Origin of the sequence: Paenibacillus plantiphilus, from assembly GCF_927798095.1 — a bacterium.
GTDB classification, from domain to species: Bacteria; Bacillota; Bacilli; order Paenibacillales; family Paenibacillaceae; genus Paenibacillus_Z; species Paenibacillus_Z plantiphilus.
In genome coordinates this window covers 45,294-70,960 of sequence record NZ_CAKMMF010000021.1, presented here as the reverse complement: position 1 = coordinate 70,960, position 25,667 = coordinate 45,294, and the positions used below count along the sequence as shown (strand labels likewise).

At 41.1% G+C, this 25,667-nt stretch carries 23 protein-coding genes; 6 read left to right on the top strand and 17 right to left on the bottom strand.

Going from position 1 to position 25,667, the window contains the following annotated elements; genetic code table 11:
• Positions 1-3: 3 nt before the first annotated feature.
• A complete protein-coding gene (locus L6H65_RS17885; RefSeq protein ID WP_236344022.1) occupies positions 4-1,179 on the bottom strand; it encodes a TIGR02678 family protein in 1,176 nt (391 codons plus the stop codon).
• Positions 1,151-2,695 carry a TIGR02677 family protein gene (locus tag L6H65_RS17880; protein WP_236344021.1) on the bottom strand — a complete coding sequence of 515 codons (1,545 nt, stop codon included), beginning with the start codon at positions 2,693-2,695 and terminating at the stop codon, positions 1,151-1,153. The genes L6H65_RS17885 and L6H65_RS17880 overlap by 29 nt, the downstream gene beginning before the upstream one ends.
• Before the next feature lie 701 nt (positions 2,696-3,396).
• On the opposite strand from L6H65_RS17880, the gene L6H65_RS17875 reads away from it, so the two are divergent.
• A complete protein-coding gene (locus tag L6H65_RS17875; protein WP_236344020.1) occupies positions 3,397-3,537 on the top strand; it encodes a hypothetical protein in 141 nt (46 codons plus the stop codon).
• Between the two features lie 77 nt (positions 3,538-3,614).
• Here the strand turns inward: L6H65_RS17875 and L6H65_RS17870 are convergent, their stop codons facing one another.
• The 9 genes from L6H65_RS17870 to L6H65_RS17830 form a co-directional block, all read right to left on the bottom strand.
• Entirely contained in the window at positions 3,615-4,193 is a 579-nt protein-coding gene (locus L6H65_RS17870; RefSeq protein ID WP_236344019.1) for a DUF4256 domain-containing protein, read from the bottom strand.
• Positions 4,194-4,275: 82 nt separating this feature from the next.
• Positions 4,276-4,422 (bottom strand): DUF4368 domain-containing protein, encoded by a 147-nt coding sequence (locus L6H65_RS17865; protein WP_236344018.1) that lies wholly within the window; start codon positions 4,420-4,422, stop codon positions 4,276-4,278.
• A 117-nt stretch (positions 4,423-4,539) separates the two neighbouring features.
• The gene (locus L6H65_RS17860) at positions 4,540-5,265 is read right to left on the bottom strand and encodes a recombinase family protein (protein ID WP_290370450.1); all 726 of its coding nucleotides are present in this window, start codon (positions 5,263-5,265) and stop codon (positions 4,540-4,542) included.
• A 51-nt stretch (positions 5,266-5,316) separates the two neighbouring features.
• Positions 5,317-5,775: a recombinase family protein gene (locus L6H65_RS17855; protein WP_236344052.1), complete on the bottom strand. Its 459-nt coding sequence runs from the start codon at positions 5,773-5,775 to the stop codon at positions 5,317-5,319.
• A gap of 801 nt (positions 5,776-6,576) precedes the next feature.
• Positions 6,577-7,593: a hypothetical protein gene (locus L6H65_RS17850; RefSeq protein ID WP_236344016.1), complete on the bottom strand. Its 1,017-nt coding sequence runs from the start codon at positions 7,591-7,593 to the stop codon at positions 6,577-6,579.
• 6 nt (positions 7,594-7,599) lie between these two features.
• Positions 7,600-8,880, bottom strand: a complete 1,281-nt coding sequence (locus L6H65_RS17845; protein WP_236344015.1) for a hypothetical protein — start codon at positions 8,878-8,880, stop codon at positions 7,600-7,602.
• Positions 8,881-9,360: 480 nt separating this feature from the next.
• On the bottom strand, positions 9,361-9,636 hold the full coding sequence (locus L6H65_RS17840) for a hypothetical protein (RefSeq protein WP_236344014.1): 276 nt from the start codon (positions 9,634-9,636) through the stop codon (positions 9,361-9,363).
• A 208-nt stretch (positions 9,637-9,844) separates the two neighbouring features.
• Positions 9,845-10,522 carry a PaeR7I family type II restriction endonuclease gene (locus L6H65_RS17835; protein ID WP_236344013.1) on the bottom strand — a complete coding sequence of 226 codons (678 nt, stop codon included), beginning with the start codon at positions 10,520-10,522 and terminating at the stop codon, positions 9,845-9,847.
• 57 nt (positions 10,523-10,579) lie between these two features.
• On the bottom strand, positions 10,580-12,337 hold the full coding sequence (locus L6H65_RS17830; protein ID WP_236344012.1) for an Eco57I restriction-modification methylase domain-containing protein: 1,758 nt from the start codon (positions 12,335-12,337) through the stop codon (positions 10,580-10,582).
• 491 nt (positions 12,338-12,828) lie between these two features.
• Here L6H65_RS17830 and L6H65_RS17825 point away from each other — a divergent pair, with 491 nt between their 5' ends.
• Positions 12,829-13,440 carry a helix-turn-helix domain-containing protein gene (locus L6H65_RS17825; protein WP_236344011.1) on the top strand — a complete coding sequence of 204 codons (612 nt, stop codon included), beginning with the start codon at positions 12,829-12,831 and terminating at the stop codon, positions 13,438-13,440.
• 1 nt (position 13,441) lies between these two features.
• The gene (locus L6H65_RS17820) at positions 13,442-13,972 is read left to right on the top strand and encodes a cysteine hydrolase family protein (protein WP_236344010.1); all 531 of its coding nucleotides are present in this window, start codon (positions 13,442-13,444) and stop codon (positions 13,970-13,972) included.
• 74 nt (positions 13,973-14,046) lie between these two features.
• On the opposite strand, the gene L6H65_RS17815 is transcribed toward L6H65_RS17820, so the two are convergent.
• Positions 14,047-14,607, bottom strand: a complete 561-nt coding sequence (locus tag L6H65_RS17815; RefSeq protein ID WP_236344009.1) for a TetR/AcrR family transcriptional regulator — start codon at positions 14,605-14,607, stop codon at positions 14,047-14,049.
• Positions 14,608-14,749: 142 nt separating this feature from the next.
• Between L6H65_RS17815 and L6H65_RS17810 the strand changes: the two genes are divergently transcribed.
• Complete coding sequence (locus tag L6H65_RS17810; protein WP_236344008.1) at positions 14,750-15,679, top strand: DsbA family protein; 930 nt, start codon at positions 14,750-14,752, stop codon at positions 15,677-15,679.
• Here L6H65_RS17810 and L6H65_RS26625 read toward each other — a convergent pair.
• Positions 15,669-15,791 carry a hypothetical protein gene (locus tag L6H65_RS26625; protein ID WP_290370449.1) on the bottom strand — a complete coding sequence of 41 codons (123 nt, stop codon included), beginning with the start codon at positions 15,789-15,791 and terminating at the stop codon, positions 15,669-15,671. The two genes, L6H65_RS17810 and L6H65_RS26625, sit on opposite strands and share 11 nt — an antisense overlap.
• A gap of 13 nt (positions 15,792-15,804) precedes the next feature.
• Positions 15,805-16,251, bottom strand: a complete 447-nt coding sequence (locus L6H65_RS17805) for an NUDIX domain-containing protein (RefSeq protein ID WP_236344007.1) — start codon at positions 16,249-16,251, stop codon at positions 15,805-15,807.
• Between the two features lie 196 nt (positions 16,252-16,447).
• On the opposite strand from L6H65_RS17805, the gene L6H65_RS17800 reads away from it, so the two are divergent.
• On the top strand, positions 16,448-17,176 hold the full coding sequence (locus L6H65_RS17800; protein ID WP_307728364.1) for an aminoglycoside 3'-phosphotransferase: 729 nt from the start codon (positions 16,448-16,450) through the stop codon (positions 17,174-17,176).
• A gap of 153 nt (positions 17,177-17,329) precedes the next feature.
• Here L6H65_RS17800 and L6H65_RS17795 read toward each other — a convergent pair whose 3' ends face one another.
• The 3 genes from L6H65_RS17795 to L6H65_RS17785 are packed head-to-tail and all read right to left on the bottom strand — an operon-like array spanning position 17,330 to position 23,274.
• Positions 17,330-20,677, bottom strand: a complete 3,348-nt coding sequence (locus tag L6H65_RS17795; RefSeq protein WP_236344005.1) for a DEAD/DEAH box helicase family protein — start codon at positions 20,675-20,677, stop codon at positions 17,330-17,332.
• Between the two features lie 31 nt (positions 20,678-20,708).
• Positions 20,709-21,812, bottom strand: a complete 1,104-nt coding sequence (locus L6H65_RS17790) for a restriction endonuclease subunit S (protein WP_236344004.1) — start codon at positions 21,810-21,812, stop codon at positions 20,709-20,711.
• Positions 21,805-23,274: a type I restriction-modification system subunit M gene (locus L6H65_RS17785; protein ID WP_236344003.1), complete on the bottom strand. Its 1,470-nt coding sequence runs from the start codon at positions 23,272-23,274 to the stop codon at positions 21,805-21,807. The genes L6H65_RS17790 and L6H65_RS17785 overlap by 8 nt, the downstream gene beginning before the upstream one ends.
• Before the next feature lie 461 nt (positions 23,275-23,735).
• On the opposite strand from L6H65_RS17785, the gene L6H65_RS17780 reads away from it, so the two are divergent.
• Entirely contained in the window at positions 23,736-25,613 is a 1,878-nt protein-coding gene (locus L6H65_RS17780) for a chitobiase/beta-hexosaminidase C-terminal domain-containing protein (protein ID WP_236344002.1), read from the top strand.
• The last annotated feature ends 54 nt before the right edge of the window (positions 25,614-25,667 follow it).

The following is a 25,667-nucleotide window of genomic DNA, read 5'->3' as shown; positions in this document are numbered from 1 at the left end:
CCTTTATTTTTTAGGTTTTTCGAAAAATCTTCCTATTACATCGTATAGTTTCAAATCGCCTTCTTGCGTAGTCTCCGCTAACTTCCATTCAAATAGCATGTTTTTAATTACATTCTTAACTTCAGCAACACTCATGCTTTTTAGGCCCGTCGTCCATCCATGACTATGTTCATCTATAAGCTGCCGACACATAATATCCAAATCAATATTCGTTAAAATGACCGTTCCATCTTTTTGTTCAACGAGACTGTCATTATCGTCGATGATTTTAAGCCGTAACAACGTTGCAAATTGAACAAGTAGGTTTGATTCGGCATTGCTTGCTGGAAAAAACCGCCGAAAAGTGCCGACATTCTCTTTTACTAAAAAAGCACTGCTCCCGTAGACGTCTACATTCATATCGTAGTATTTTTCGGCATGCTCATTTAGATAGCGACCGTACTGTCTTAAGTAATCAAAATCTTCCGCCGATACTTCATGCCGATACAAGGCTGGCTCCAAAAAAAGTTTCCGGTACAGTAAATGCTTTCTTTCTACACCTAATTCCCGTTCCTGCGTTTCTTGAAGCGACACGATATCATTTAGCGTCAATTTCTCTTCAATATTAAAACTGATATTGCGCATAAAATATTTCACAAGCCCGGTTGAACGCAGCAGTGCATCATTTGTTTCTCGGTCTTGGAAGTCTTCAATATTTTTATCCATTACTTCTATCAAACACCGCCGAGCAGCTTCTTTCAATGCACGGACAAGAGATAGTCGGTTTTTATACCCTTCGTTACCCTTCCATGTTAATACCGGTGTATGTTCACTGACTATTCCCTTTGAACTCCTCGGATAGTACGAAACGACTGCTTGGCAAACGTCCGACAACGCAAATTGTTTTGATGCCTTTCCATCCAAAAACGCAAGTACGCAGTAAAAAATGACGTAATCTTTCACTTCTTTGAAATCTGATATGCCTGCTGACGGTTGAGGCGTTACTTGAAACTTCTCGACTTTTGCAAAATTTGCCCCAACCACCAATTTAAAACGGAAGTAGTCCTTAAAGTAATCCCGTAGAAACCCTTCGTTTTGTTTGATTTCATAAAAGAGATCCGGATTTTCCTTACGCACAATCCAAAAATTATCAAGCAATTGATGAATGCAATCAAGAGACTCCTGCGACAGCTTTTTCATGTGTTTTCACCTCTGTGAATGTCATTTCGAAATCCGGCAAGAAGAGGATTCCATCCGAACAATGCAATTCGATGATATCGTTACTAACCTTATAGAGTTTAAATTTCACTCCAAATTCTATAGTGCCTTCATAGATGCCATAACCAACTGGATTCAAAAGCGCTGCACTTATCCAATCCAACAATGCTTTTCGAACAAACGGTTCAACTCCGCTGTCCAAATCCTTTAGAACCAAGCAAGGCTGCTCCACGAGCGCCTTTAGTACACTTTCCTCATATGCCAGCCGCTCCACGAACAACCGTTGCAGTTCGAGTGACTCCTGGCTCACTTTCGATACCTTCAAATTCTGTTTTGTTGTTTTGTCGGACGGCGGGCGAATACGGTACGACACATCTATTTCATCAGGGTCAAAATCCCATACCGTACCATCATTCCTTTCCGACGGTTTCCTTGCGACTTTGAAGTGCTGGATGTCTTCGAATCCGAATAAATAAGAAAAAACTCTGTGAGCCTCTTCCAAGTTGCCGGACTCATGCACCATGTCTGCAAGTCGTATAAACTCTGTTACTCGGCTCTTTTTCACAAATTGCCGCTCCGCATGAAAATGTGCAAGCTTAGACATTTTACTGATGGCATCTCGAGTACGAACTTCAAGATGAAACGCTTTGCTCGGTTTGGTATCACTTTCCAAAAACCAATTGCGGATGCCTGTCCATACATCAAAAAAGGTATCGAAATACTCTTTGTCCGACACAACCGTCGTGGTCGGAATATTTTTCTTATGACGGACGAGTTGCAATATGATTTTCTGAATTTTCTTCTCCGAAATACGTGTAATAATGTCAATTATCACAGGTGAATTGCGGTTAAGCTCAACCATAAAATCCGTTAAATAAGAACGGAACTGATTTTTAAACACGATGAAGGCGTTGGTTTCCATTTTGCTGTCCAATTTATCACCGCTGATATGATTCAAATAATCCGAAGCATCATTATCAAGCTTTGAAAACCGTTCGAACAACTCGTCCCACGCTTCATATAATTGAACAAGCGAAGTCGAATCCAAATCGATTTGCACGGAGAATCCGTTTAATTTAACAAGCGCATCATATAAGCGCTCAGTGAGTTTTTTGTCCAATGAGCCACCACGTATACGGTGAAGTTTTTTCTCCATAAAAATAAGCATTTTTTCAAATTCAATTGTGTAGTCCGTTAATGAATACGTTTTTCGATTCTTAATAAGTTCTTCCAATGTAACAGCATCCGTATTATCTTGATTCAACACCAAGTTATTGTTTTGAACTAAAATAGATAAATCAGAATCTTGCTCTTCGAGTGTATAATCTTCAAACTCCGGAAATTGTTTAAGATGCGTGAAAATTTCTATCGGTAAAACATCGTTATTAAATATACGATGTTGCTCATACATGTATCTTAATATTGGACGATATCGATATGTTTTTTGTGTCGACAAATAACTTGCTTCTTTTATTACACGCGTCAATGACAAATCCAAACGAAACACTCCTTTTCGAATGCCCTGAGTTTTAAATAATTGATAAACGCAGTATAGTTTCTTAATATTTGGAAATACCGATATTATTAATATATAACATCGGGGCCGGATACTAAATGAAAAATATTCAAAACGCGGCGATAATTCATGGTTCTTGACAGTTAATGCTGGCAAAGATGCTAAGAGAAAATACATGCGCTTCAACAAAACTGTTCATTGCCGAACATAACGGGAGAAGGAATGCGAATCTAGGAAATTTCGACTGATCCAATTTCTCGATAAGATTAGAAATTGCTAATACCAGCCGGTATCCCTCTTTATGAGGAAATAAGGTTATCCTGCACGCCGATAAGCACATGCGGGATAACCTCAAGTTTGGAATATCAGATTAGATCAGAAAGCTGGAGCAGGCGATGTATGATGGTTGAGCCTCGGCTCTCACCACGAAGTCTTGTGGTGCAAGCTTTGCACCGTTTTTCCCCTGGTGACGGTATAACCACCGTTATCGGTTGGCGCGTAAAGGAAATCGTTGCCTGCCCATTACCGGCAACGGCTATGATATTTATATGTGCAGCAGGAACGGCAGCAGCCGTGGCGGCGGCTTCATTTGACGCCCCACTCAAGCCTCCTGAATTACCAGCTTTTACGATGATATAATATGTCGTGCCATTCGTTAACCCGCTTATGTTGTACGTTACAATATGCTGCTTATGCACGGGTTCGCTGCCTTGACGGACAGGCTGGCCCTTCAACTGCATTACAAGCAGTATGAAGCGCTGTTGAAGCAAGAACTCAATATTCAGCCTTCGGCAGAGCTAGCCGAGTGGTACGGTCGATTGTAGTTTGGATCGACGGATTCCACACAGTCGCCCGAGCAGAATGTACAAAAGAACGCCCGGCAACGGACGATCTCTTTATTCTAGACCCTTAGGGAGCCACGGAACCCTCTGGCACCATAATAGGATTCTGCACCATTGTGGTACACGAAGACGGTGTCATAGCGACGATCGCAAAAGATGGCCCCGCCGAGTTTTCTAATATTATCGGGTGTTTCCACCCAGCTTGAAGTTTTCAAATCGAAGTTTCCAAGCTTCTGCAGCTCCCGGTATTGTTCTTCTGTTAGAAGCTCAATGCCCATGGCCGCCGCCATTTCTATCGCATTATTTTGCGGCTTATGTTCTTTTCGTGACTCCAGCGCTTCACGGTCGTAACAAACACTTCTGCGACCTTTAGGACTTTCCGCTGAGCAATCGAAAAAAATGTACTCGTCCGTCTTATTGTCATGACCAACAACATCCGGTTCACCGCCAGTCCCTTCCATTTCATGAAGCGACCATAGTTTTTCTGTTTGAGCTTCAAGCTTTGATTGTACGTTAGCCCATTCAATACCTTGATGACGGGTCATGTTTTTCTCAAAACGGGCTTTCAATGTTTTAAGCAGCCCCTCGCGTTGTTCCAGAGATAACTCCTTTATATGGCTATTTGGACTAGTTTTCATGTTTTTTTCCCCTTTCAAATATGCTGCTCCCTAGTGAGAAATACTACGCACTCAACATGACTTGAGTGTCGGTCACTGTAAACTAAGCCGTAAGAAGAGCGGTGGCGGCAAACTTGTAATGAATGTTTACCGCGCCATCCGCTTTAACTTCAACTTTATCAATAAACCGATATACCATTTCGGGAGTTAGTTCACCCAATTTCATAAACTGCTTAAGCTCTTTTTTCAATCGAACGATACTTTCCTCCGAAACTTTATCTCCTTGAAGAGACTGGAAGCCGTTTAGCTGTTCTTGTAGGCTATACAGTTCCGCATTACCACTTTCCGTTGCTTCCTTATACTCTGTCTATGTAATCGTACCGCTCGCCAACAGCCTGATTAGACCTGTCTTTTGTTCCTTCATTTTTTCTATGCGCCTTTGTAGTAATTGCATTTGCTTTTCTGCTTGCTTTCTTGCTTGTACGGTCTTTACCTCAAGCCGCCCCATAATCTCGTTCTCATTAAGCATCTCAGCACTACTGCGAATGTCGGTAAGGATTACCTCAATGAGTTCCTTTTCCTTCACGCTATGCTGACTACAAACATGCTTTCCGTGCTTATAATAGTTGCCGCAAACATAACCCTTCCCACAATCAGCACAGAAGAGATAGTTTGTAAACAGGTGCTTCTTAGCCTTGGGCTTTGCTTGTTGTCGCTTTCGCCCCTTCATGTACTGTTGGACGGCTTCAAAGTCTTCTCTTGATATTAAAGCTTGGTGGGCGTTTTCTGTAATGATTTGCATTTCCCTTGGGATTTCTTCACGTACCTTAGACGTAACGCTAACTGTTGTCTGCCTTCCTTGAACCAACTCACCAACGTAATGAGGGTTAGTCAGGATTTTCTTAATGGAAGTGCCTTGCCAGTATAGCCCTGCATTTTTCTTTCCGATAACTTGAGCAGGCGTTGGGCATCCTTCACGGGTCAAAGTACGTGCTATTGCATCAAATCCCTTACCTTCTAGGTACATTCGGAACATCCATTTTACATTGTCAGTCGTTTCATCCTCCGCAAGAACAAGCTTTCCACTATTCAACCTGTAGCCGTAAGGCGGAACCGAACCCTTTTGAACTAGCCCTTTTTTGCTTTACTGTGTGGACGTTCGCTGTGATTCTTGCTCATACATCCAAGCATATAGCCCGAACATTTCACCCTTACCCTCAAGAGTGTTGATTGCATTGTCTAAAGTGACAATATGAATCCAGTTCTCCATCGCTATATCCCTAATTTGATAGGAAAGACCGCCATTCCGTGCAAGTCGTGAAAGTTCTTTTGCCGCAATAACGTCAAACTTGCGTTTTTTCGCATCCTTTATTAGACGTTGCAAGTTTTCTCTTTTTCCAGTCGTTCCACTCTCAACGTCAATATAGAAATCAAATACATCCCACCCTTGTTTCTCTAGGTATTCGTAGACTAGGCTTCTTTGATTCTCCAATGACGTTTTTTGCTCTTCTCTATCTGTCGAAACACGAATATAAACTGCACATCTCATATTGCTCTTTATGTAAAGTTCGGGGATTGGAGTAACGAGATTCGCAAAGTCCACCAAGTTCAAGACTCTGCCTTATATGAGCAGATGTACAACAACATCGACAAAATGAAGGAAGTTCCACTTCTCGTATTAGACAACATCGGAAGTGGGCGGATTACGGATGTGATTCGTGACCTACGATGTTATAGATAAACGTAAAGAGGAGCAACGTTCAACTATCTACACAAGTAACCTTGTCGATTCTATCTTAAAGCAGGAGAGTAACTTAGGTAAGGTTATTGTGTCAAGAATCATGTATAATGCCGTCCACATCGGTTTAGGTGGTCGCGATAGAAGGATTATGTAACGTTCAGAAGCAGAATATTTTCTGTGACAAACAGAAAAATATCCACGAATTAAAGAAGTATCGCAGAAATCATTCCGTGAGAAAGTGCCAAAAACCCTTATGTATCAAGGGTTCGCGGCATCCCTAATAAGTAATACTTGAAGTAGGGGTAAAGAACTTTCTAAGAAGTAGTACGGACTTTCACCTAAAGTGCTTCAATATCAAGGTGGTATGATATAAGTTACTTGTTTCTATTTTCCAGTCTCCTGTTTTCCGATTGTACCAAGTGCAACACAGCCGCCTTTATCATGGCTTTTACTGAGCCAAGCGTTTTCCAGTAAAGGGACATACAAAGTTAGGCTTTACCTGTTCGTGTTGTGTACCCAGTGCCTAGTAAACTACTTTTGAAGTTTTAAAGATAGTTTATGGTCGTTATACACGCATAAAAATTTTCCGAAATTTTGATATTCACACAATAACAGATTACAAGAAACCCCTAAATTATGAGAAGGCGTTACTATTAAGCGTATTTACGAGATTGGCAAGGTATTTCTTTGAATAGAAAAGTTAATTATCCATTTCAGGATACTCTTATCCCCATCCAAGTATAACTTAATGTTATTCGCAAGCATCTCTGAGTTCGCTAACGGCACAACGTAATCAAATACTTTAGCCATAGTAACTAAAGATTCATTCGTCCATTCGCCTTCAGTTACAATTATTCCAAGCATCTCAGGATGTTTACCCTTCCAATTAATAGCACTGAACATTTTATCTTTAGCATACAGAGATGCATGGCGACTACTTGATTTGCGAACTTCAATAAATGCGAGTGGATTTTCAGCATTTGGAATAACAAAGTCAGCTCTTATTTTATAGACAACTCCATCGATACCTGAGTATTCAGCTTCTGTTAAATAAGGGACATTTGCCTTATCAAGTGCATTCTTTACAACAGACTCTAGAAGAAGTCTACCCACCAAATCACGAATGATTCCTTCCAGTGTTCTCTCTACTCTTTCAGTTACTTGAACAGCAGAAACCGTATGGGTCGTAAAATAATTATTGGCATACTCAGATATCTTTTCTGCTGAAGGTTTACTAATTAATCTGTCGGATGCAGAGCCAAATATTGTTTTTAAGTTGGCTTTACTACCGATGGATAACGCCGCTTGCCAAATAGGAAGAAGGTATGAATGCTCCTTAATTACTATTGGCTCAATTGAAGAAAAATTGTTTGATAATTCAGTAGCAGTTTGTATTAGTGTTTGAATATACGTTCGAGTGTGTTTATAAACATAAAAAGAAACCCCTTTTTCTACATCAAAACTTATAGATGAAACCCTCTCTAACTCTTTTAGACAATCCTCAGCAGTAAAATCTTGTACATCTAGCGATTTTCCTGCTAGTACCATTTCCCTTGTATCAAAATCTTGTAACAGGTCTAAATTAAAAACTTGAAAACCTGAGGATAAATTTGCAACTTTTAAATAGTGCTCAATAGAAGTTGTCATTACCTCTGTTGCATATTCATATAAAGTCTTCACATTCCCTCACTCCTTCGTTCCGAATATTTCATACTCACCTAATTGCTTTCCACTGCTAGCTCTTTTATCTAGAATCCAACGTTTCCCTCTTGTACGCATTTGTTCAATAGACACTTTTGAATATCCCATATCTCTCATTAAATCTGCAAGATATTCTTGTGTGTCAATGTGTATTCCGTAAAATGCGGCATCACTTACTACAATATGGACAGCCCCTCCCGTTCTTAATGCTGTGAAACATCTCTTTAGGACGGCCTGCATCTGAGCCAAATAAGGGTAAATTATTAAATTATAATCTTTCTTACTGGGCTTTTCTTTCCTTAGGAGGAATAGCTCAGAAACTATAGGTTCAACCTTGGCTAACACTTCATTTGGAAGTGATTGTCGATACTGTTCTTGTTGTTCTAAACTTCTCACGAGTTTTAAGGCTGTGGTTGTATTAACAAGCATATGATTACGATGCTTATCCGAGATTTCTCTCCACGAACCTGCTTCTCCCCAAAAGTACATATGCATCCGAGTCATCTCAGCAAAGTCAAAATTATTTAGATAGGGTGGACTAAAAACAACAAGGTCGATTGAATTTTCCTCTGGTTGAAAGTCTACTGATGAATCAAAGATATACTCACTCAGACTTTCATGGTTATTTAATAGAAGACTGTCTTCGTTGAAAATTGTCTCAGCTAATACTATAGAATCTTCAACAGTTCTATACTGTTTCCTAGATGTAGGAGCTTTGTATATGCCATCGGTCTTTGAATGAGTTACCATGTCAATTACCTTGGACAAAAAAATAAACCCTGCCACTTTCTTTATATCCCGATAACCTGAAACAACTGACTTAAGCTCAAGAAGTTTTTCTAAAGAACCTTCTGGAAACAACTTCAATAAAAATATTTTAGCATCTGCAGGTAATTTAGATAAATTTCCATTTGAAACTGTATTAGATGCCGATTCTAAAAATTCTGCTGAAATATCATTAATGTAACTACGCACATCTGTCGCATTTGTTTTAGCTAATCCAATCTTATAAAAAATCGGATTTCTTTCAACTCCAATTGAAGGAATGTTTAAAGTATTGGCGACAACATTTGTTGTAGCACATCCTGCGAAAGGGTCATAAATCTTAATAGGGAAATGTCCCTGTCTTTCTTTATAATCCATAATCTTTAAATGAACGTACTCCGGTGAATATCCTGCCACAAAATTATACCACCGATGAATTGGATAATGGTTTGCTGTCGTAGCAGTTGGCATTTTCTCTTTAGATATTTGTTCCATTTTCATAATTGTACTCCTTATCACTTTCATAACTCACTTCAATATGATATCACAATCCGATACCCGTTTCTTAGATTAGTTATTTCATAATATTGGTCTTATATTGTTTAGGTCCTTAAATAAATAAAAAAGAGGGGTAAGTAACCCTTCTGAATTAGATATACGCCAATACACCTCAACTATTAGTCTTTCCTAACCAACAGTGAGCAACACTCCACATGTGTTGAATAGGCAGAGTCTATACGTTATTCAACTAATTTTTCGGGGACGCCTAAACCCAAAGGTTTAGTCCTTCTCTAGTTCAAAACTCAAATAATTCTCGGGATTTTATTAAAATAACCTTCTTGTAATAAATATCCTCAGCGTTCAAGGTGGTTGGGCAACTTTTCCAACGAAAAGGCCGCCTGTGTTTCACCTATTCTAACCATTTGGACAGAGAGGGGCCTCGATCTAAGACGTAAATCCTTCCCCTACCTCCGACTGTCTTTACCTTTGAACTGACATCCATGTAAACACGTTTGTAAGTTCTGCATTGAAGTAAGGCTCTATGATTGGCTTTATCGGATCATCTCCGATTACTGCTCCGAAAGATGCCCCACTCGTTTGTCTCTCGTTGGATTCTTCAGGCTTTATCCCCAAGGATTGCTCCAAGGTTCCCTTCCAAGTATCGACTAGACCCTCAATGATTACTTTTCCTGATTGAAGGGCTAACCTATCCTTGTTACTATACCTCCTAATTATATCATATGGGACATCTGTCAACAGAGCTTCCTGCAGATCGTGGAACGTCCCAAGGCATTAGGCATCACCATCAAAGCTGTGGAAGAATCTTATCTTGTCAACGTGGTTGTTAATCTGGATCACGCTGAAGCTTGTTGCCGTGTTTACATTGACTTCGGTGAATGATGCCGGAAGATCACTTAGGTATACAAAAGGACACCTGTAAGGGTGTCCTTGACTTAAGTTTGATCTATAAATGTGCCTGAACATGACCTACCATTGCTTTTATCAGTAGCTCAATAGTCAAATCTAAATTGGGTTGCCTATAGTCCCCTATATTGAAAGGGTCTGCAATTAAGAAAGCACATTTATCGTATAATTGCTCTTGAACCATATGCTTCATGAAAAGTTCGGCTCGTTCTTCATAATTAGCAGGTAGACCCGTACGCTCGAACCTAATGAAAGCTTCTAATGGAGGGAATAACGCCCCATTCCGATCCATCCCGCCAACCAGTTCTAGGTCTTCCGATAATACATAAATATACCCAAGGAATGGGCGAGTCGCGCCAAAGGCGCCATTCTCAAAAGCCTTCCATAAATCAGTACTGCTGCCAATGGCTTCTTCGACACGATTATTGAGGTTCTTTCCGACAGATCCCTTCATGGACTTAAACTCCATGACACAAAGTAATCGTCGTGAGCCGTCAGGTCTGTTCTGAATAACAACCATGTCCCAATCCTTCGACAGCCTGTAGAAGCTAGGAAGCTTTGCTGATCTACCCATGATTATCTCTGTGTTTGCTACACCACATCTATTTAAAACATCTTTAATCATATCGGCAAAACCGTCCATTGTTTTACCGCCTCTTACTGCACTATCCCCTTGATGACGCAGACCCCAAAAAGTTTCTAAGGCGACTTTAGTCATAGCTTTAATCTCATCGTCTGTTGGCATCCATATGATTACAAGCCCGCCTCATTTCAATTACTGGACGAGTTCTTGAATTGTTCGAAGCTCGTCAGCTGACAAATTGTAAAGACGCGACACAATCTGATCAATTGCGTCATAATCTTCCAACTGATACATTCGCTTTAACTCTTCACAATCCTTTTTTGTAACGCCTACTGGAAGGCGAATTTTTCGCAAGTATTGCGCTTGATAACGCAGGTAATCGCCGCGCATTTTTGTAGCATACGACCAGATGAAGAATTTGATGATTGAGCTCACCAGCAATGCCTGTAATGCCTTGATATCCCATGTTCCTGCAGTAATATAATACAAACTGTGCTCCGGGTAGTAGTTGCCCTCATCAAAAACAATAAGATTCTTAAGCTTTATGTCTGGAATCAGCAACTTGGGTTCCTTAAGACGCTCTGGGAAAATGCGGTCAATTGTTTTATACCATTTGCTTGGGTTATTTTTTGCCGTACTCCGAGAACGAAGCAGCTCTTCATGATTCATCAAGTATGACTTTAACTTCGGGAAATTTCCCAAGTCAACAAGTGATCCATCATCATTATAGGGGTTTATCACATAATGCCCGCCCCAGGAAATATACCCCTGAGTGATATCATCCTTGGTTACGGTCGGCAAAAGAACTTCAGGCTCAATATCTACAATTTCGGGTTTAATTATATAAACTGCAGTAGCACCAGTAGCAACACCAATACCAATTGTGATTGTATGCGGTGACTCTGAAATTAACGGATGATTCGCCTCCACCTTTTTAAGTAGTGTTTGAGCCAGTTTTCCGTTAAGAACCCAAGGATCAATCCCGTGAAACCAATCCTTAATCGTGTGCGTTTCTACAAGATTATTTGGGATATCCTGGCCCTCGATGAGATAGCTCCTTGCCAGTTGAAGATTCTGTGGGGATACTTCATCCATTTTCAGAGTTCGAGCCTCTCCTCTTGGTGCATTACGAAATGTGAATATGCAAGGGTATGCGGAAACTTCATCTATAAACGGCTGCGAGTTATGGATATCAAGGAAGTGCAGCACTTGGTACTTCTCATTGACTAGTCGACGTATTTCCTTGCCGTAACGATTCTTTGTGAATCGGTCTGTACATATGAAACTTAAGAGACCATCCTTCTTTAACATCTCAAGGCTGTGTTCAATGAAGGCAACGTAGATATCCGCTCGGTCAAACAATGTCTTATATGTTGATCTGTATTTTTTAGCAACTTTTACTTCAATGTTTTCGATACGAATGTAAGGTGGGTTACCAACAATAAAGTCGAAAAGCTGTTCGACCGGTTGGTTCCAAAATAGAAAGTCAGTATGAACCAGCCATCTGTTGAGCAGGCGTTGACTTAATTGAGCAGATACCCCTTTTTTCATGAGTACTAGTGTGACAGATTTGATCAAGTCCTCATGCTTCTCCTTATTCACTTCAATCGAACGGATCGCATTATGGAGTAAGTTATAGGACGTATCATCATCATCAAAGATCTGGTTTCCAAGGTGATTAACTACTGAGTCCAAAAGACGTTCGACTGCCGGAATCAGAAATGCTCCTTGCCCTGTTGATGGTTCAAGGAATGACTTTTCATATAATGGATAATCTACAGTGTAGCCCACAAGATCAAAGATAAGAGAAACAATCTCAGGCTTTGTATAATAAGATCCCGATTTCTTTTTAACCATCTCATCAGGGGCACTGATGGAAGTAGCTCGGTCGTAATCGAATAAGGATATATGAGTAGTCTGATCCCGCTCTAGTTCTAAACTGTTCTTCATAAGTTGCACCTTTCTTCGACTAAAATCTAATTTCTATGATATGATACCATACCACTCGATGGCTTAATGACTTTAAGAAAAATTAGGAGATCCCTCCATTGCGGGGAACCTCACTTTTGAAATCGATAAAATGGATTGTTGTTGTATGCGGTTTCTTCAAATAACAAGAATACCTTCCAAAGGAGAACTTCGGAAGGTAAACGATCTGCTGTCGATGTTCAATCAGAATGATAGGTGACGATTACAAAAGTATATTTCCCTCTATTCTATGTCCCATGTGTAGAACCTCAATAACAGAACAAATGTTTCTATAATTATTGTATTGGAATGGGTCTGAAACTGCAAGAAGAAACTTCTTTCCTGATTACTACCGGATGCCGGATTTTGATGTTGCGACATAGTTAGCCATCAGGCAGATCAGCAACTCTACGGAGCGTTGATTGAAAGGGGCAAATATACTTGATATTCTGAGGTTACAGGAGGCGGACAATATGGATTGCATCAAGGTGGGAAGGCTGATTCAGAGTCTTCGTAAAGAGAAAGGAATGACTCAAAAAGAATTAGCCCATCTTATGAATATTAGTGATAAGACGATTTCAAAATGGGAGCGCGGTTTAGGGTGCCCGGACGTGTCCTTGCTTGGGGAGCTATCCAACATATTAGGAGTAAATATCGAGAAGATTCTATCCGGAGATCTAAATCCGAATGAGCAAGACGGAGGAAATATGAAGAACGTGAAATTTTACGCGTGTCAAAGCTGTGGCAATGTTATGACCAGTACGGGGGTAACGAGCATTTCATGTTGCGGTAGGGTACTGGAGCCGCTGCTTCCCCAATCGGAGAACGATGAGCACGAAATAACCGTTCACGAAATTGAAGAGGATTACTTTGTTACCATTATGCATGAGATGAGTAGAGACCATTACATCTCTTTTGTAGCCTACGTTTCGTATGACAGGGTGATGCTCATCAAATTGTACCCGGAACAACTCGCAGAAGTGCGCTTCCCAATCATGTACGGCGGAACGTTGTATGCGTATTGCAACCGACATGGACTATGGAAATATGAGATGAAGAAATTGGGATCAAGGAGGGTCATCTGAGATGAGCAAGGCGCTGCTGATTATTGACATGCAGGTTATGCCATTTATATGGAAGGACTATGGCGGGAAACCCCTTTACCAGGAAGAGAAACTGCTAGAAAATACAAAGCAATTAATCGATAACGCTCGAAAGGCAAATTCACCTGTATTTTATGTCATGTTTACTGAGCGGCAGGGTTCATTAAGATCGGAGAATGAGCCGCTATGGCAAGCACATGAACAGATCGCTCCCCTTGGACATGATCCTATCATTATTAAATATTACGCGGATTCGTTTCTAGATTCCGAGCTCAATCACCAGTTGCGTGATCAAGGTATTGACACTTTAGTCATATGCGGCGTACAAACCGAATATTGCGTGGACACAACGGTGAAAAGCAGTTACTCGCACGGCTACAAAGTAGAATTGGCAGAGGATTGCCACAGCACTTACGATTCAGATCATTTAACGGCAGAACAAATCATCAACCATCATAATAGCATTCTCACCCAATTTGCTACAATGGTTCGCTCAAGCGAAGTCCAGTTTTAGAATCCAATCATAAGCGTCAAACAGCCCTCACCTTGTCATCAAGATCAAGATGAGTGCTGTTTTATCCACGCCCCTTAAATACGATCAATTCCAGTTCGTAAATAAGGAATCGCTAATTTAATAAATTGTTCCGGTGATCTCTTCTTGCTATCTCTTCTCCATTCTACAGAAGCCCCGTAAATTCCCCAGTTTAATAGGACAGCTGTAAGTTCTAGAGCCTCATCCCTTTCCGTTTTATGTTGCTTTAATAACATTTTGTGAAAAATAACTTCGAGCTGTTTCTTAATAATACGTGCAATGGTATCTTCGTAACCTCTATGGCAACGACTGGATAATGATTTCTGAAAATTTGTCACAGATTCAAAAATACTCACAAAGGCTTCTTCATTTAGTTCGTCATTTTGATAGAAATCATAATTCAAATTAACCAACAACACTTCTGACAATACCTTTTCCAATAAGTCATATATATCTTCAAAATGATAATAAAAAGTTGCACGATTAATCATCGCTTCTGTAGTGATATCCTTTATCGTAATATCCTTAAATTCCTTTTTCCCTGAAAGTTCAATGAAAGAATCCATAATTAATTTGCGGGTACGCAGAACTCGGGGGTCCGTCTTAGATTCGGTCATTTTGTTAACCTCCTACTTTTTAAACAAGTTCTTAGATCTGTTGTATAAACGACAAATCCGCAGAACTATTGGTGTTGATGGTTTTTATTATGATTTAAAATTCAATTGCAAGCAAACAAATATGTACCTTGGAGGAATGATAATGGCGAACAATAATAATATGGTTTGTGATCTACAAACAGGTGTATGCGGAGTAGCTGAAGATGAGGAAATGGAGATTATTGATTGTAATCAGCCGTCAAAAGCAATTAATCTTTACTATGTGACCGATCCTATTTGTTCGCATTGCTGGGCGCTAGAACCTGTGCTTCGTCGTTTTGTAGCGCAATATGGGAACTATTTTAACTTTCATAAAGTTATGGGCGGCTTACTGGAAAAGTGGCATGATGGACCAATCGATCCGGCCAACGGCATTCATAAACCAGCCGATGTGGCTGTTCACTGGAGAGAAGTTGGAGCGTATTCAAGAATGCCCATTGATGGGACTTTAATGATAGCTAATCCAGTTCAATCATCCTACCCGCCTTCTCGTGTTTTTAAGGTAATTCAAAAAAGATTTACTGATGCAAAAGCAGCACAATATTTGCGCCGGTCAAGAGAAGCACTGTTTGCATTTAATCAAAATATTGCAGATAAATCCGTTATGATTGAAATCGTAAATAAGATCGGCCTTGATGGAGAAGCTATTATAAACGAAGCCGAGCAACAGGTCGGTCATCAATTGTTACATGAAGATTTCGATCTAGTTAGAAGCTTGGGTGTCAGAGGCTTTCCGACCATTATTATGACCAATGAGGAGAATAACGGCGTAAAAATTGTTGGTAGCCGTCCGTTAGAATCCTATATTAACGGCTTGAAAAAAGCTCTGAATATCGAAGAGCTACAACCCAAACCAGTCCCTTCCCTTTCTTACTTGCTAGACAAAGAAAAGCTTCTGTTCTCCAAAGAAATTGAAGTCATGTATGATGTTGAGCAATCAGAGATTAACTCTTTTATAGAAAGCAACCTTTCATCAGATCGTTATCATGTGAATGAAATTCTAGGAGAACTCTATTTTACAACTACTGAATAAGCAAGCTTGAAGTCAATTCTGACATACTCACTGCCGTTCCGAGGGAATGTGTTTGCTCTAATATAAAATCACTCTGCCCATATTCGACGAATGTTGGGCTTTTCTTTTTCATTCGTCGTTCCTCCTTATAAGCCGATGTTGCTTTTTAGACCCTTGTAGCTTCCTGACTCAGGAAAGCCATTCTGAACAATCGTCATAAATTTCTCAGAGAATCCATGGGCTACAAGGTCATGAATCAGAACCATTTCCACACCACTTATAGGATTACTATCAAACTCGTTCGATGGGAGGCGTATTTCCCCGCCTATTTTTTCGAGTAGGAACGTTATATGTATGAGTGAAGGCGAAGCATCAGGTTTATCGCAAATGTATAATAACTTGGAAACTTTTGTGGCAATTCCAGTTTCTTCTTCGATCTCTCTTACAATTGCATCTTCAAGTGTCTCGCCTTGTTCAAGTCTACCTCCCGGTAAAGACCATTTTCGGTCAGACGCTACGTTCTGTTTGACCAATAAAATTTTCCCATCCTCAACCAATAACCCTGTTACTCTAACCTGCAAAAGATTGCTCATCGCGACTCGCCTCCCAAATAATATTCAAAAAATCACAATAGCACAATTCACCTAATTTTGGAAGTGATTAGGGTGAATGTACGTACATCAAATTTCTAAAAAAATTCTTGCAGACAGAGCAAGCTCATTTCAGAACTTCCAAAAATTTGTGGTAATATTTACATGGAAAGTAGTTACAGGGGGTGAGAGTTTGAAGATGACGAAGATTTCCTTTGATATAGAAACGGTACCATCAACAATTAGGCAATATTTAAAAAATGCAACATCTTTTTATGATAGTAGTTGTTCCGAAAATGCCAAGACTCTTTTTGTACAGGGAGCGGATAGCGCTTTTCTAAAGATTAGTAAAAAAGGGAGTCTAGAACGAGAGTACAGGATGTCAGATTTTTTAAGCAGCCACAATGTTGCACCGAAAGTTTATGTCTATGAATCAGATTTGGATAATGATTATTTATTCTCAGAAGCAGTGTGTGGTGAGGACGGAACGTCAAGATTACATATTGAAAACCCAAATAAATTGGCTTGTGTATTCGGTCAATATTTGAGAATGCTACATTCACTTCCTACCGAGGGCTGTCCCTATAGTAATAGAACGACTGAATTGTTAAATGAAGTGAATAACAAAGGGATAGACCCCAGTATATTACACGAGTTTAAGTATTCAGCTATCGATGAAGTTATTATTCATGGGGATTACTGCTTGCCTAATGTCATTATGGACAACTTTTCATTCAAAGGCTTTATTGATTTAGGATATGGCGGGGTAGGCGACAGGCACTACGATATTTGTTGGGGGATATGGACACTTAACTATAACTTAAAGACTGATAAATATAGGAATTTATTTTTAGATGCTTATGGAAGTAGTGACATTGACGTTGACGGGCTGAATTATTTTACAAAACTGATTACGTTGACTGATTAAAGTCAGTTGTGCTGGAATCTGTTTTAGATAGACGTTGGTCCCGCAAAGAACAAAAGAGGCCGCAATTGGCCTCTTTTTCATAAGCTTTGCCAGCTCATCCATAAAAGCTGGTCGTTTATGATCGTGAGCTTTTAGAATTTTACAATCTTCCTATTAGCCCATGATCTTAACCGCATTCTCTTTTATCTTCGTAACCATCTCTACAAGCTTTCTTTGTTTCGTACCATCAAATAGTTTGATAAAGCTTTGTGGTTTATCAAAAGGTGGTTTTGTGAGTTCAGCTACATTGTCAATATAGCCATTCTGGACGATATAATCGATAACCTTTTTGACAAAGACGATTTGCACCTGACTCAGCGACTCGTCGTTAATAAATTCAGAGAACGCCACAATCGCAGCTTCATATTCAAGCTTGGCAACTTTACGCACCAGTAAGCCGAAGGGTGTATCTTGGAACTCACGTTTATAATCCTCTGTCGTACCAAGTTCCCCTGTAAAAATCTTTTCTAAACTCTCATAGTCAAGAGCAGTAAGAGGAATATTATTACGAAGCTTATATATAGCGAGTGTGTCACGGTTCTGCTCAATATAACGGTTAACCTTCAGCTTGTAATCCTCAAAATCATAAGCCTTGTACATGGCTTTCCCCTCACTGACTGTGAGAATTTCGTCAGCAAGATTGGTATAGATCGGGCTCCTTCCACCCTCATCTACGATAAACTTCACTAGACTTCGCAGCTCCACACGTACCTTCTCAAAATTCAATAAATCAGAGTTCTCCCAGAACTCGTCTGTTCCGATCGTGTTAATGAGCTGCAGCTTTTCTTTGATCTGTGGAATCGTAGCACGCTCCAATAGTTTGATAGATACATCTATCAGCTGCTTCTTGCCTTTTTTGAATTGTGGTAATCCTTCAATTTGGGCGATCATTAAGCCATACATGGAATTGTCGAATCGCTTGGCATACTCGTCCGTGTCGTCCATATACACAATAGGCGCAATGTACTTGATCAGGTTGGCTTTATCTACGTCTGATAAACAGACAAAGGCTTCCGCAGATTTGTACTTCTCGATATATTGCAACTGCATCTTCACCGAAACCAGTTCCGTATTAAGAGCATTGATCTGCTCCGTGACCGTTGTTATCAGTTCTGTACGGATCGTTTGATAAGACTCATCGATAAAGACGGACTGCTGCATATGATGAATCAATCGAATTCGCTTTGCAAAGATAGCTTCGGATAGACTCAGGGTTTCATTGCCCTGCAGCCCCTCCTTGTGTTGACGGAAAAACTCAAAATTGCCAAGATAATCAAAGATGACGAAGCGAGTTTTATCTTCTCCCTCTCCGAACAAACCTTTGCACAATCTCGTCCCACGGCCGATCATTTGCCAAAACTTCGCTTTTGAACGAATACGCTTAAAAAACACCAAATTGACGATCCCCGGTACATCGATGCCCGTATCCAACATATCTACGGATACCGCGATATGCGGCTCTTTACTAGCGGCCTTAAAGTCATCAATAAGACTTTGAGCATAACTATCATCGGAGACAATACGCTTCGTAAAGCTGCCGTTATACTGCGGGTAAAGCCTATTGAATCGTTCAACAATATATTGAGCGTGACTTTTATTTTGAGCAAAAACGATTGTCTTCCCCAGCCGATCCCCGCCTGCTACCTTAATACCCTTGGTCATCAAATCTTCTAGCACTCGATCAACCGTAGATTGATTAAAGATAAATTCATTGACCGCAGGTGATGGAATAAAGTCAGGCATTTCGCCATCCTCATCTGTAAAATCCTCTTCATATCGCGCCTGATCTTCTGGAGAAAGTTTATCATAGGTAATCCCCTGCTCCAGGAACTTCGTTGTGACCTCAATATTATGGTAAGGTACCAACACGCGGTCAACCTCTACTGCGGTCTCATAGGCATAAGCATAGGTTGGCACGCCGCTCTCCATCTCGAAAAAATCATACGTATTGCGGTCAACTTCCGTCTTCGGGGTTGCTGTCAAACCTACTATGATCGCGTCAAAATATTCAAATATCGCACGATATTTCTTAAAAATACTTCTGTGCGCTTCATCGACCACAATCAAATCGAAGTGGGCAGGAGTAAACAATCGCTTACCATCATCACTCTTCACATTATCAATTGCGTTAAGCATGGTCGGATAAGTTGAAAATACAATGCGAGCGGTTTTATCATCCTTATTGCTTAACAAATTACACAAGGACATGTCAGGCAAATAATTTTTGAAGTCGTCCTTCGCTTGTTTAACTAGGGCCGTTCTGTCTGCCAAAAACAAAATATTCGTTACATATCCTCCTCGGGATAACACATCGGTCAAACTGGATGCCGTTCTCGTCTTGCCTGTACCTGTCGCCATAACGAGTAATGCTCGTCTATGGCCTGTTATAATATTTTCACATACCGCTCGAATGGCTTCCTTCTGATAGTAACGGTCTGTGATCCTCTCATCAATAAGCACTTCGTCTAACATTTTACGTTCGTTACGGCGGTTCATCAGCTTTTCCAGATCAGCCTTGGAAAATATACCACTCACCTTACGCTGCGGAGAGGTGACATCATCCCATAGATTGGTTTCAAAGCCGTTCGTGGTAAACATCATGGGGCGTCTGCCGGTCATTCTCTCTAAACAGTCAGCATACAGCTTCGCCTGATGGGTTCCGATCTTCGCATCTTTGGAGGTGCGCTTCGCTTCAATGATCGCAAGGGGTAGTCCATCTTTGCCGTAAAGCACATAATCGGCATAGCCCTTCTCTTCGTGATTAGGCATTCCGTGAAGCTCTACTTCTTCTCGCACATCATCGCCAAATGTCCAACCAAGCAGCTTCAAGTCCACATCGATATATTTTTTACGAGTTTGGAATTCTGATATGTCCTGAGGCGTGAACTGGCGTTCTTCCTTGTGCTGGTCTTTGTCTGCGGTAAGTCGATCACTCATAGACGCGATCTTGGCGCGTAATGCCTCGATCTCGGAATCCTTTTGTTCAATTAAGCTGTCTTTCTCTTTGATCTTCGCTTCGTCAAGAACGACCTTTTCCGCAGGAATACTCTCTTCTGCGAAATAGCGTTCTTCATAGTTTGCACCATAGCAATAATCCAGCCACTGCACGAATTCAAACAAGGCGGAAAGCGAAAGAACCGCATCACTTCGGCTGATGGCTTTATCCGTATGTACCGCAAGGTTCCCCAGCTTGATGATATAGGGCAGCTTGCCCCATGTCTGGTTTTCCATTGCGAATTTGAAGGAGGGCTCATGAATCAATGCCTGCAAATTATCCTTATACGGCATGGTGATAGTGTTATCCGCAGCATACACCCATTTCACCGCAAGCTCCAAAGCCTTACGGCTGCCTACTGCAGCCATAGCTGGAGAGGTGGCAAGTACCCGCTCCGCTTCGATGCAAGCAGTAGCAAATAAGGTGTATTCTGTTTGTCCTTGTAAGAATTCGAAGTTTGCAGACATTAGGTTCACCTCTCAGTTTAAAGTTATTAATTCACTCGAAATACTCGCTCATTAAGCTGTCAAACAGGTACTGCGTTTCGTCTATTGCCTTTTTCACAAGAGCTTTTTGCTCTTCGATTTTGGTGACGATGTTGGCGAACTGGTTTTGGAGTTCGATGGGTGGGAGTGGTATCATCAAAGCTGTTATATCCGAATTCGATATATTTGCTTGCCTTATCCCTCTACTTATACCAGTCAATTTCCCCTTAATTTTTGTATCCCTTAATAAATACAATAGATAATAAACAACGATATTTTTATTCAACTCTAATTTAGCATTACGTTGATTTAGATAATATTTCGGATATGAATCTGGTAGTATACAAACATTTGCATAATCATCTTTACCTACAGTGCCTGTTAGAGAAATAACCACATCTTTGGGGAGTAGTGAGTATTTCTCAAGTTTTCTATCGTGCTTCCAAAAGGAAATACCTTTATCATTAAAGATGCCTGAATTGATATTCCCTATTTTAATTACTGGGATTCCATCATCAGAGAAATCAGTACTTTTAAATGCATAACCCCCAATAATACTCATGCAGTCACTTAATCGATTAATATGCCACCCTTTTTCATTAACAACAGGATCACCAAACATATCATAAAAGGTGGATTTGATAAGATTGTCCAGCTCTGCAAGCTGCTGTTTGCGCATGGCAAGCAATTCTGCGGCGATGTCTAACGTTTTGGCGATATGCTTTTGCTTTTCTATTGGCGGAAGAGGGATTTTTATATTCAATAAGTTGCTTTTTGTAAGGCTTGGTATTGTGACCGTTGTATTAAGCTTTTCAAAATTAAACTTGATGCAAAAATAATATAAAAATTTTGAGCTCAACATGTTATTTTTCGGGCTTAATCCAAATGCTGTGTCCACATTCCAAAACTTTTCACTAACGTATATAGGTTTATTGATGTTACCTTTTCGACCAATAATTACAGTATCTTCATTACATAGAAAGTCATTTGCGTATCCCATTACCCCCCCACTACCATATATGGGATATCGTCCATTACTATCTTCAACAGCTTTTTGATTCCTGCCGTTTTTTATTTCAACAATTTCACTCCACCTAACCATTTCCCACTTACTCACCAAGAAGCCTCCTCAATTCCTCCATCTTGGAGGCGATATTAAGGTTTAGCTCATCAAGGCGTCCCATAATCACTGCAGGCGTATCATACTCCACCTTGTCATAAACAACTTCTTTATATCGATTGATTGATAAATCATAATCATTGGCTTCAATAGCAGCCTTGCCCACCAAGAAACTCGGCTCGGTTGGCTTGCGGTCAACTTCACCTTCAAGGTTGTGGAAACGGGCAAGAATATCAGGAATGTCATTGGCTTCAACAGCAGAACGTTTATCATCCAAGGAGAAGCCATCGGCTTTCATATCGTAAAACCACACTTTATCCGTACCGCCTGCACCTGTCTTCGTAAACAATAGAATGGCTGTGCTAACACCTGCGTATGGCTTAAAGACACCACTTGGCATGGAGATAACAGCCTGAAGCTGATGATTCTCTACAAGCTCTTTACGCAAGGACTTATGTGCCTTGGTAGAACCAAACAAAACGCCATCAGGCACGATACAAGCGCAGCGTCCGCCTTTACGCAGAATCCGCAAAAAGAGCGCCACAAACAAAAGCTCAGTCTTTTTGGTATCGCAGACAGTCTTCAGGTTATCGTGAATACTCTCAGCATCAACTGTACCTGTAAATGGAGGATTGGCTAGTACAATATCGTATGCGGAAGAAGTATGATTCTGCTTCGATACGCTATCCACATAATCAATATTAGGCTGCGTAATCGAGTGAAGCATTAGATTCATTGCCGAAAGCCGAAGCATCGTGCGGTCCGTATCAAATCCTGAGAACATCTCCCCTGCAAAATGCTCCCATTGCTCGCTAGTCATCTCAGCTTCATATTTTTCTCTAATATATTCTGAAGTTGATACAAGGAATCCCGCCGTTCCGCATGCCGGATCACAAATCTTATCATTTGGCGTTGGAGCAAGAAGACCAACCATCATATCGCGAATATGCTTTGGTGTTCTGAACTGACCATTCTGTCCTGCGGAAGCCAGTTTACCGAGCATATACTCGTACAGGTCGCCCTGCATATCTAGCTCTTTAATATCGTGTTCATACAGCTCATCAAGGCCTGTAATCATCTTTTGCAAAACTTGCGGAGTTGGGACCAAAAACATGGCATCCTGCATATATCGTGAAAAGGCAGTCGTATTGGCTCCATTCAATTCTTTAATAAATGGGAACACTTTCGTGCCAACAATATCATATATAATTCGCGAATCCTTAGTTTTAAATTTACTCCAACGCATTGCTTGTCCATTCTCATCCTGCGGGAAAATCTTCGGCATCACTTCACCGCTTAATGCCTCAAAGCTTTCATTTTCCAGTTCCTTCTCATCGAGGGAACGAATAAACATCAAGTAGGTTAGTTGTTCTATAACGGTTAATGGATTGGTGATCCCACCTGCCCATATATCTGACCATATTTTATCTATTTTATTGCGAACTTCTCCTGATAGCATTGTTCTAACTCCTATCTATGTCTTCATTAATAATAGTTCTATAGGCTCATTCGACATTTCTCCCGAATAACCCTCTATTTATTAGTATATAACTCAACTTTCGCATCCTCAAATTGGCCCGAACTCCATGCGGCTGTGAGGCTTGACAGAAAACAGGGCCGATCCTTTGACATGCTGATTAGTCATACTTACGACCATCGTTTTTGCCGCTACCTCGTTGTATTAGAACCCGAAATCCCGCTCCATCTGTTACAATCGCTTAATATCGCATCGAATCAACGTCAGCATATCCTTATAAGATGCTAAATTTAAGGAGCTTTCAGGATATATGCTAGTTGCCAGAAGTGCACTGCAAGCGCGATCTTAAAGTTTTCTTTATGTTTCATAGATGGACTAATCTACCATGATACAATTGAAGGAGGAAAATCGATATCATATATCTTACTTCAGGGGGACAAACGATGAGGAAAAAAATTGTCGGATTATTGATGGCGGTGCTATTGTGCTTTCATTTTTCCATCAGCTTTGCAGCAGGCGCAACGAAGACTTCAGCCGACTTTACGGACTTGAAGGATCTGGATGCAGCAACGAAAGCCAAGTTCGACGCGATGATCTCCGCTGGTATATTCAACGGTGTGAGCGATAGCAAATTCGGTATCAAGGAAGAGATGAACAGGGCTCAATTCGCTAAGGTTGCAGCGTTGATTTTCGGTTTGAAGGTGGATACGGACTTAAAGACGTCTTCATTCAAAGACGTCAAAGCCGACGATCCTGCAAATGGATACGCGTTGCCGTACGTCGAGGCGGTGAAAGCAGCAGGGATTACGGATGGCTACGGCAATGGGATTTACAATCCTGCCGGTAAGGTGACGAAGGAGCAGCTCGCGACGTTCCTTGTTCGCGGACTCGACATGAACGAGGAAGCGAAGGCAACGCCAGGCGTGAATGATGCTACTGTATCTAACTGGGCGGAGGGGTATGTCGCCTTGGCGCTGAAACTAAAATTGTTGGACAACGGAGCGGACGGAAAGTTCGGCGGTCAAGCCAACGCAACGCGCGCTCTGCTTCTTACGGGCGCATACGAAGCCAAGGGGCAATACGTAGCACAGGTAGAACAGGTAGAACAGAAGAAGAAAGAGGAAGAAGAGAAGAAAAAAGAGGAAGAACAGAAGAAGAAGGAAGAAGAAAAGCCGACAACCGATTCAACAAGCACGCCGAACGTTACGACTCCTGTACAGACTCTCGCGACACCGGCAGCCAATCCTGCTAGCGGAGCTGTCGTGTCAGGTACGCAAGTATCGCTTAGTGCAACGGGTGGCGCAACAATCTACTATACGACAGATAGCAGCACGCCGACGAGGACGAATGGCCTCGTATATAGCGTTCCGATCATAGTGAATAGCGCAATGACGGTCAAGGCTCTTGCGGTACAAAATGGCATGAGAGACAGTGAGATCATGTCAGCGTCGTACACGATTAGCGTGCAGAAATCGCCACTAGATTTGATCAATGAAGCATCGGCTTCGGGTGAATGGGACAATGTTGATGAAATGACTTTTGCCAATGCGGGAATTACGGGCGTAACCACATCCAATGTATCAGCTGTTAAAGCCGCGCTGGACGCGGACGGAACGGCTCCGTGGACAGTTTCGGAAATTCAAGCCATCGTCAATGCGGTTATCGACGATATTGCGAAGCAAACGGCACTAGATTTGATTAATGCTGCATCGGCTTCGACTGTATGGACCAATGTTGATGCGACGACTTTTGCCACTGCAGGTATTACGGGCGTAACCACATCCAATGTATCAGCTGTTAAAGCCGCGCTGGACGCGGACGGAACGGCTCCGTGGACGGTTTCGGAAATTCAAGCCATCGTCAATGCGGTTATCGACGATATTGCGAAGCAAACGGCACTAGATTTGATTAATGCTGCATCGGCTTCGACTGTATGGACCAATGTTGATGCGACGACTTTTGCCACTGCAGGTATTACGGATGTCACATCAGATAACCTATCCGCCGTCCAATACTATTTGGAAACCAGTGCAACGCCACTTCCAAGAACATTGGCTCAAATTCAAGCGATTGTTGTTGAGACTATTCAAGCAATTATGGTAGATGCAATCTATGCTTATTTGAATCCTTACGGTGGAGGATCTGCCCCTGACGAAGAAGTATTCAATCTTGCTGGAATAACCGGAGTGACAGCTTCGAACTTAAGTGATATCTTAGATGCCCTTGTATTTGCCTATCAGGATTCCAGAAGCAATCCTTTTGGAACACCTATGTCTAGTAAACAAGATATTCAGGACGTTGTTGACCTTTACTTACCATAAGGATTAAGGAAGGTCATAATCGTAACACTGCTAAGGGTTCGCACATTCAACATT